This is a genomic window from Falsiroseomonas sp. RANM36, assembly GCF_056682175.1.
On the sequence record NZ_JBWXTD010000006.1, the window covers coordinates 135,875 to 145,021 of the forward strand.

Annotated in this window: 7 protein-coding genes; 2 read left to right on the plus strand and 5 right to left on the minus strand. The window is 71.8% G+C overall.

Going from position 1 to position 9,147, the window contains the following annotated elements; genetic code table 11:
• Window positions 1-124 precede the first annotated feature (124 nt).
• From AC1MIR_RS22200 to AC1MIR_RS22220, 5 genes are all read right to left on the minus strand, one after another.
• Window positions 125-2,071, minus strand: a complete 1,947-nt coding sequence (locus AC1MIR_RS22200; RefSeq protein WP_480030367.1) for a PrkA family serine protein kinase — start codon at window positions 2,069-2,071, stop codon at window positions 125-127.
• A 257-nt stretch (window positions 2,072-2,328) separates the two neighbouring features.
• Complete coding sequence (locus AC1MIR_RS22205; RefSeq protein WP_480030368.1) at window positions 2,329-4,290, minus strand: oxidoreductase; 1,962 nt, start codon at window positions 4,288-4,290, stop codon at window positions 2,329-2,331.
• A 1-nt stretch (window position 4,291) separates the two neighbouring features.
• The gene (locus AC1MIR_RS22210; protein ID WP_480030369.1) at window positions 4,292-5,176 is read right to left on the minus strand and encodes an EamA family transporter; all 885 of its coding nucleotides are present in this window, start codon (window positions 5,174-5,176) and stop codon (window positions 4,292-4,294) included.
• Window positions 5,177-5,223: 47 nt separating this feature from the next.
• Entirely contained in the window at window positions 5,224-6,426 is a 1,203-nt protein-coding gene (locus AC1MIR_RS22215) for a mandelate racemase/muconate lactonizing enzyme family protein (protein ID WP_480030370.1), read from the minus strand.
• Window positions 6,427-6,431: 5 nt separating this feature from the next.
• Window positions 6,432-7,355, minus strand: coding sequence for a dihydrodipicolinate synthase family protein (locus AC1MIR_RS22220; protein WP_480030371.1), 924 nt, complete (start codon window positions 7,353-7,355; stop codon window positions 6,432-6,434).
• Between the two features lie 111 nt (window positions 7,356-7,466).
• Between AC1MIR_RS22220 and AC1MIR_RS22225 the strand changes: the two genes are divergently transcribed.
• Window positions 7,467-8,066: an anthranilate synthase component II gene (locus tag AC1MIR_RS22225; RefSeq protein WP_480030372.1), complete on the plus strand. Its 600-nt coding sequence runs from the start codon at window positions 7,467-7,469 to the stop codon at window positions 8,064-8,066.
• Window positions 8,063-9,147 (plus strand): anthranilate phosphoribosyltransferase (trpD, locus tag AC1MIR_RS22230; RefSeq protein WP_480030373.1); only part of this gene is annotated, 1,085 nt, incomplete at its 3' end. The genes AC1MIR_RS22225 and trpD, both read left to right, overlap by 4 nt.

Here is a 9,147-nt window from a genome sequence, read left to right on the forward strand (position 1 = left end):
GGGGGGGGGGGGGGGGGGGGGGGGGGGGGGGGCGGGGGGCGGCCGCCCGGCCCGCGGGGTCTGGCCCGGCGGGTTGGGCGGGGGGCCGCCAGCACTTCGCAAAGGCTGGCGGCGCGGTTCATGGTCACCCGCTCTGCTTGACGCGCATGTACCACTCCACCAGGCGCCGCACCTGCCGCTCGGTGTAGCCGCGCGCGGTCATGCGGCGGACGAACTCGTCATGCTTGCGCTCGCTGTCCTGGTCCTTCTTGGACCCGAAGGAGATCACCGGCAGCAATTCCTCCACCTGGCTGAACATCCGCCGCTCGATCACCTCGCGGATTTTTTCGTACGATGTCCAGGCGGGGTTCTTGCCGGCGTTGGATGCGCGCGCACGAAGGGAAAACTTCACCACCTCGTTGCGGAAGTCCTTGGGGTTCGCGATGCCGGCGGGCTTCTCGATCTTGGTCAGCTCCTGGTTCAGCGCCTCGCGGTTCAGCAGCTGGCCGGTGTCGGGGTCCTTGTAGTCCAGGTCCTCGATCCAGGCGTCGGCGTAGGAGACGTAGCGGTCGAACAGGTTCTGGCCGTAGTCCGAATAGCTTTCGAGATAGGCCTTCTGGATCTCGTTGCCGATGAACTCGGCGTAGCGCGGCGCGAGCTCGCCCTTGATGAATTCCAGGTAGCGCTTCTCGGTGTCGTCGCCGAACTGCTCGCGGCGGATCGCCTGCTCCAGCACATACATCAGGTGCACCGGGTCGGCCGCGACCTCGGAGGTGTCGTGGTTGTAGGTGGCCGCCAGCACCTTGAAGGCGAAGCGTGTGGAGATGCCGTCCATGCCCTCGTCGTTGCCGGCCGCGTCGCGGTATTCCTGCAGCGACCGCGCCCGCGGGTCCGTCTCCTTCAGGCTCTCGCCATCATAGACGCGCAGCTTGGAGAAGAGGTTGGAATTCTCGTGCCGCTTCAGCCGCGACAGCACGGAGAATCGCGCCAGCATCTCCAGCGTGCCGGGCGCGCAGGGCGCTTCCGCCAGCTCGCTGCCGCGCACCAGCTTGTCGTAGATCTTCTCCTCCTCCGTCACCCGCAGGCAGTACGGCACCTTGATGACGTAGATGCGGTCGATGAAGGCTTCGTTGTTGCGGTTGTTGCGGAAGGTCTGCCATTCCGCCTCGTTCGAATGCGCCATGATGATCCCCTGGAAGGGGATCGCGCCGATGTTCTCGGTGCCGATGTAGCTGCCTTCCTGCGTCGCGGTCAGCAGTGGGTGCAGCATCTTGATCGGCGCCTTGAACATCTCGACGAATTCGAGCATGCCCTGGTTGGCGCGGTTGAGCCCGCCCGAGAAGCCGTAGGCGTCCGGGTCGTTCTGCGCGTGCATCTCCAGCTTGCGGATGTCCACCTTGCCGACGAGGGAGGAGATGTCCTGGTTGTTCTCGTCGCCCGGCTCGGTCTTGGCGATGGCAATCTGGCGCAGCCGCGACGGATTGAGCCGCACCACCCGGAAGCGGGAGATGTCGCCGCGGAACTCGTCGAGCCGCTTCACCGCCCAGGGGCTCATGAAGCCGCCGAGGCGCCGGCGCGGGATGCCGTAGCGGTCCTCCATCACGGCGCCGTGCTTCTCGACATCGAAAAGGCCGAGCGGGCTTTCGAAGACCGGGCTCACCTGGTCGCCCGCCTTCAGCGCATAGACGGGCATCACCTCCATCAGCGCCTTCAGCCGCTCCGCCAGCGAGGACTTCCCGCCGCCGACGGGGCCGAGCAGGTAGAGGATCTGCTTGCGCTCCTCGAGGCCCTGCGCCGCATGGCGGAAGAAGCCGACGATGCGCTCGATCGTCTCCTCCATGCCGTAGAATTCGGCGAAAGCCGGATAGCGACGGATCGTGCGATTCAGGAAGATGCGGCCGAGCCGCGGATCCTTCGCGGTGTCCAGCAATTCGGGCTCGCCGATCGCGGCGAGGATGCGTTCGGGCGCGGAGGCGAACATCCCGGCATCGCTGCGACAGCCTTCGAGATAGTCCTGCAGCGACATCTCGGCGTCGCGACGAAGGTCGTAGGCGCGTGCGTAACCGGAGAAGATGTCGTCGGTGATCTGCATCAGCCGCTCCAAAGCCCCAAGCCGGGCGGCACCGAGAGGCTAATGTAACCGGCCGGGTTCGCCCGTCCTGTCACGCCTTGGTGTCCCCCTGTTCGCCCCCTGGAGATGGTAGCATCGGCGCAGAATGCCATGCCACGAAATGCATCAACTGCTCCGCGCGACAGCGAATTGCGTTCCGATTCAGCCTGAATCTGCCCGCGAACGCATCACGTCATGTTGCATTCCATCGCCGATGCGCTCGGCAGGGCAGGACAGTGTCAGATGGACTCGGCCGCCGCCTGGCCTTCCCGCACAGCGGACAGCATCAGCCGCGGCGCCAGCGCATCGCCGACGACCCGCACCGAAACGCCCGCGCGGCGCAGCGGTTCGGCCAGCGCATCGCGCGGCACTCGCGCCGTGGCATGGGCGAGCAGCGCCACCCCCGCGATCGTCTCCACCTCGCCGGTCAAGGCATGGCGCAGCGTGACGACGCCATCGCGCAGCGCAACGGCCTCGCGGCAGCTCAGCAGCCGCACGCGCCGGGCCGCGAGGCGCTTCTGGATGGCCTGAGCGGCCAGCAGCGGCGAATCCCGCGCGACGGCCTCGCGCGGCGTCACCAGCAGCAGTTCCGCGAAGCGTTCCGCGAGCAGCTCCGCCGCGTCATAGGTGGCCGGCGTGGCATCCAGGTCGAGCAGCACCGCCCGCGTGCCGCGCCATGCGGGATCGGCCAGCAGCGCGGCGGCAACGCTGCGGATGTCGCGCGCCGCGCCGGCGGGGCCGTCCAGGCCCTGCGGCGGCGGCATGGCGGCGCCGGTGGCCAGGATCGCGGCATCCGGCGCGGTCTCCAGGACCGCCTGCAGGTCGGCCGCCGCGCCGAGCCGCATCGTCACCCCCGCCGCCTCGGCCCGCCCGGCCAGATGCGCGATGGCGCGGGCGATGTCGGCGCAGCCGGGCAGCCGCGCATGCAGCGCGGCCGCGCCGCCGGGCGTGGCCGCGGCGCCGAACAGCGTGGCATGATGCCCGCGCTCCGCCGCCCCCACCGCCGCCTGCAGGCCGGCCATCCCGGCGCCGACCACGACCACGCGCTTCGCCCGCGCCGCGCGCGGCGGCGGCAGGCCATCCTGCGGCGATCCGACATGCGGGTTCACGCTGCAGCCGGTCGCGACGCCGCGATGGATCTCGCCCCAGCAGGCGTTGCAGCCGATGCAGGGCGTGATCGCGGCGGCCCGGCCGGCTTCGGCCTTCGCCGGCCAGTTCGTATCGGCCAGCAGCGGGCGCGCCAGCATCACCAGGTCGGCGTCGCCGGCGGCGAGGATCGCCTCCGCGACATGCGGCGCCTGGATGCGCCCGATGGCCGCGATCGGCACCGTGCCCGCCGCCTGCCGCATGGCGCGCCACAGCGCGCGATAGGGCGCGATCGGATCGTGCATGTCGGGCGCGTGCAGATGCAGCGCCCAGCCGCCGCTGTGGCTGCCCTGGCTGAAGCAGAGCCAGTCGGGCGGCGCATCCGCCACGATCTGCCGCACCAGGCGCTGCGCCTCCGCCGCGTCGATCGAGCCCGCCACGCCGTCATCCGCCGGCATCTTCAGGCCGATGATGAAGCCGGCGCCGCAGCGCGCGCGGATCGCGCGCAGGATCTCCCGCACGAAGCGGCTGCGCCCTTCGGCATCGCCACCCCAGCGATCCTCCCGCCGGTTGGTGACCGGCGAGAGGAACTGCAACGGAAGAAAGCCATGCGCCGCCGAGACCTCCACCCCGGCGAAGCCGGCACGCTGCAGGCGATGCGCGCTGTCCGCATAGTCCGCGACCAGCCCCTCGATCTCGGCGTCCGACAGCACGCGCGGCACCGTCCAGGACATGCCGTCGGGCACCGCCGAGGCACCCACGGAATCGAGCCCCCGCGGCCCGTGATGCGCCGAGCCGCCATGCCAGAGCTGCCCGACCAGCGCCGCGCCGTGGCGCTGCACCGCCTCCGCGAGCTGCGCGAAGCCGGGCAGCGCCGCCTCGTCGAAGGCCCAGGGGCGCACCGGCGTTCGCGCGCTCGGCGCGGCGCAGAGCGCCTCCGTGATCACGATGCCCGCGCCGCCGCGCGCCCGTGCGGCGAGATGCACGATCAGCCTTTCGCTGACGCGGCCCGGATCGGCGAAGCGCGTGGACATCGCGGCGAAGCCGATCCGGTTGCGCAGGCGGCGCCCGGCAAGCTCCAGCGGCGCGAACAGATGCGGGAAGGCGGCGTCCATTTCAGGTTCCTTGCTTCGCCGGCATCTCGAACAGGACCAGCCCGGCGACCACCAGCGCAACCCCGGCCCATTGCAGCGGCGTCAGCCATTCGCCGAGCAGCGCCATCGCGATGAGGATGCCGAAGACCGGCTCGACATTGCTCAGCATGGTCGCCCGCACCGGGCTGACGTAGCGGAAGCTGGCGAGGAACATCAGCAGCCCGAGCGTGGTGCCGAGCCCCGCGCCGAGCACGCCGAGCCAGCCGATGGTCCCGGCCGGGAAGGCCCAGGCGCCGAGCGCCGTGGTGACGCCGCCGGTCAGCCCGGCGCTGACCAGCGCGACCAGCAGGTTGATCGGCGCGCTGCCGGCAAGCTGTCGCGCGCGGGCGGAGAAGGCGATCATTCCCGTCACCGCCACGGAGGCCAGCGCCGCCAGCAGGATGCCGCGCGGATCGAGCCCGTCGAAGGCGGTGCCGATCGCGAGCCCGAGCCCCGCCAGCACCACCAGCGCCAGGCCGAGCTTGCGCAGTGTGAAGCGCTCCTTCCCCTGCCAGTGCCAGAGCGCGGCGATCAGCAGCGGGTGGGTGAAGAACACCAGCAGCGCGAGCCCGACCGGGATGAAGGCCACGGCGCCGACGAAGCCATAGGAGACGACGGCGCTCAGCGCCCCCGCCGCGAGGCTCGGCCGCAGCGCGGCGGGGGGCAGCCAAAAACTCTCGCGCGTCGCCGCCAGCAGCAGCCCGATCAGAACGACGCCGACGGCGGCGCGCAGCGTCGCGACCGTCAGCGTGTTGCCGCCGGCCTCGAAGGCGAAGCGAGCGGCGGTGGGCGACAGGGCGAAGGACACGCAGGAGGCGAGCACCAGCAGGATGCCCACGATCTGGCGGCGTTTTTCCTCGGGCGGCATCGCGACCGATGGTGCCCCGCCGCCGGCGGGTTGCGAACCCCGCGGCGCTAAGCGCGGCTCTCCCGCGTCGCCGCGCGCTTGCGCGTCTCCGGCGTCAGCCGCGTGCCGAGGCCCGGCCCGGCCATCGGCAGCACGAAACCCTTTTCCAGCACCGGCAGGTCGGTCACCAGGTCGCGATACCAGGTGGCCAGCGTGGCGCGCACCACCTCCTGGAAGATCGCGGTCGCGGCGTGCAGCGCGAAGTGCAGGCTGGCGACCAGCGTGACCGGGCCGGTGCAGTCATGCGGCGCCACGGGTCGTGCCCAGGCCTCGGCAAGGGCCGCGATCTTGCGCGCCTCGGTCAGCCCGCCGCACCAGGTCAGGTCGAGCATCACCACATCTGTGCCGCCGGCCACCAGCAGGTCGCGAAACGCGACCTTGCCGCCCAGCGTCTCGCTCGCGCAGATCGGCACGCCGGGCGCGGCGCGGCGCAGTTCCGCCAGGCTCAGCGCATCGTCCATTTTTCCGAGCGGGTCCTCCACCCAGAACGGCCGGATCGGCGCCAGCGCGTTGCAGATGCGCGCGGCGGCGGGCAGCGACCACAGCGAGTGCAGCTCCGCCATCACCTCCATCCGGTCGCCCACCGCCGCGCGGATTTTTTCGAAGGGCTCCAGGCCGCGCTTGAGGTCATCGAGGTTGATCAGCTGGCCGCCGGACGCCGCCGCCGCGCCGTCGAAGGGCCAGATCTTCATGGCCGTGAAGCCCTCCTCCAGCAGCGAATGCGCGAGTTCGTCGGCGGAGCGCATGAAGGCGATCTGGTCGTCGTAGGGACCGGTGGCGTTCTCCCGCCCATCCACCTCGCGCCGCACCTGGCGCGAATTGTAGTCGTAGCCCGCGCAGGTGTTGTAGGCGCGGATGCGGTCGCGCGAGAGGCCGCCGAGAGCTTCGTGGACGGGCACGCCGAGCCGCTGCCCCGCCAGGTCCCACAGCGCGATGTCCACCGCCGAGGCCGCGCGGATCTCGGCGGAGGACGACCCGAAGCCGACATAGGGCGTCATCAGGACGCGGTGATGCCGCTCGATGTCGCGGGCATCCTTGCCCAGCAGAGTGGGCGCGACGAGGTCATGGACCTGCCCCTCCACCGCAGCGGCCCCGCGAAACGCCTCGCCGAGGCCGGTCAGGCCCTCGGCGGTCTCGATCTCGATCCAGCAGAGATTGGCGCGTTCCGGCACGCGCAGCGTGCGGATCGCGGTGATGCGGGAGGCGGTCATGCTGTTCATTCCTGCGGCCAGGCCGCCATGACGGCCTTCAGCGCCTCGATCGCGGATTGCGGCAGCGGCCAGGCGGCGGGCGGCCGCGCGGGGCCGACCGCCTCCCCGGCCAGCGCCAGCGCGGCCTTCACCACGGAGACATTCGCGCCATTGCCTTCCGCCGCGCGCAGCGCCTCGAAGGGCGCGATGGCGGCGATGGCGGCATTCGCCGCCTCCATGTCGCCGCGCTGCAGCGCGCGCAGCACGCGCATCGAGAGATGCGGCGCCACATTGATCACGCCGGAGGTGAAGCCGCGCGCACCGAGTGCCGTCATCGGCGGCGCCCAGGGCTCGGCGAGGCCGCAGATCCAGGCGATATCCGGCCGCGCCCGCCGCGCCGCGGCCAGGTTCATCAGGTTCGGCGTCGCCCACTTCACGCCGACCACGCCGGGGACGTCGCAGAGTGCCGCGATCGCCTCCGTCCCCGCGCCGTCGTCGCGCAGATAGAGCAGCACCGGGAGCCCACCAGCAGCGTCCGCAACTCGGGAAAGATAGGCCGCGACGCCGCGCGGCGCGCGGAAGGGATCGGGCGGCTGGTGGATCATGATGGCGTCGCAGCCATCGGCCTTTGCGTCACGCGCCAGTTGCGCGGCCTCCGCCACGCTGCGCCCGACGCCGGCCACGACCACGGCGCGCCCGCCGACGATCGCGGGCACCGCGGCCTGCATCCGCCGCGCCTCCTCGAAGGTGAGGCCGTAGAATTCCGAGGTGTTGCCGTTCACCGTCAGCGCGCCGATCCCGGCCGCCGCCGCACGCGCCACGATGGGCGCCAGGCGGTCCGGCGCCGGACGGTCCTCGGCGTCGAAGGGCGTCACCAGGATGCCGGAGACACCGGCCAGCGCCTCGGCAAGGCGCGGCGAGAGGGAGTGGGGGGCTATCTGGTCGGGCACCGCGTCACCATGGCAGATGGAAGCCGCGCCGCAAGGCGGGGCGCCAGGCGCAAGCCCCGCCGCGGCGCAACACTTGATCAATCGCCGCGCGCGGCGGAGAGTCCGGCCATCATGATCCTGCTGATCGACAACTACGACAGCTTCACCTTCAATCTCTATCACTTCCTCGGCGATCTTGGGGCGGTGGTGGAGGTTCGGCGCAACGATGCCCTCTCCGTGGAGGAGGCGCTCGCGCTGCAGCCCGAGGCCGTCGTCATCTCCCCCGGCCCCTGCACGCCGAACGAGGCCGGCATCTCCCTGCCCCTGATCGCCGCCGCGGCGGAGCGGCGGCTGCCGCTGATGGGCGTCTGCCTCGGCCACCAGGCGATCGGCCAGGCCTTCGGCGGCAAGGTGGTGCGCGCGCCCACGCCGGTGCATGGCAAGGTCTGGGACGTGATCCATGACGGCACCGACATCTTCGCGGGCCTCCCCTCCCCCTTCCGCGCCACGCGCTACCATTCGCTGGTGGTGGAGGATTTGCCGGAGGCGCTGATCCCGACGGCGCGCACCGCGGAGGGGCTGGTGATGGGCCTCGCCCATCGCGACCTGCCGATCTGGGGCGTGCAGTTCCATCCCGAGAGCATCGCCTCCGAGCACGGCCACGACATGCTGCGCAATTTCCTCTCGCTGGCCGGCGTGCGGGCGGGTCGCAACGCGCCGGTGCCCGCGTGAAGCAGGTCCTGGCGCGGCTGGCGGCGGGCGAGCGCCTGGCCGAGAGCGAGGCGGAGGCCGCCTTCGGTATGATCATGGCCGGCGAGGCGACGCCGGCGCAGATCGCTGGCCTTCTGATGGCCATGCGCGTCCGCGGCGAGACGGTGGCCGAGATGACCGGCGCGGTGCGCGCCATGCGCGCCCGCATGATCGCCGTGGAGGCGCCGCCGGATGCGATGGACATCGTGGGCACCGGCGGCGATGCGGCCGGCACGCTCAACATCTCCACCGCCACCGCGCTCGTCGTCGCCGGCTGCGGGGTGAAGGTCGCCAAGCACGGCAACCGGGCGCTGTCCTCGAAATCGGGTGCGGCGGATGCGCTGACGGCGCTCGGCATCCCGGTGATGGAGACGCCGCTCGACCGGCTGCCGGCGATCCTGGCCGAAGCGGGCATGTGCTTCCTGATGGCGCCGCGGCACCACAGCGCTTTGCGCCACGCCGCCGGCCCGCGGATGGAGCTCGGCACGCGCACCATCTTCAACCTGCTCGGGCCGCTCGCGAATCCGGCGCGCGTGAAGCGGCAGATGACCGGCGCCTTCAGCCCCGACTGGCTGCGCCCGATGGCCGAGACGCTGGCCCGCCTCGGCACGGAGCGCGCCTGGCTGGTGCATGGCCAGGGCCTCGACGAGCTGACGCTCGCCGGCCCCTCGCAGGTGGTGGAACTGGCTGGCGGCTCGATCCGCGCCTTCGAGGTCACGCCGGAGGAAGCCGGCCTCGCCCGCGCGCCAGCCGAGGCGCTGCGCGGCGGCGAACCGGCGGAGAATGCGGCGGCGCTGCAGGCGCTGCTGGAAGGCGCGCCCGGCGCCTATCGCGACTGCGTGCTGCTGAACGCCGCCGCGTCGCTCATCGTTGCCGGCAAGGCAGCCACGCTCCGGGACGGGGTTGCCATGGCGGCGCGGAGCCTGGATGGGGGCGCCGCGTTGGACGTGCTGCGCAAGCTGCGCGCGGCCGCGGGGGGGGAGCTGAAGAAGCTCGGCCTCGCCGGCCCGCAGGAGATCGAGGACGCGCAGCTGCTGCGCCGGCGTATCGCACGGCCCGGCAG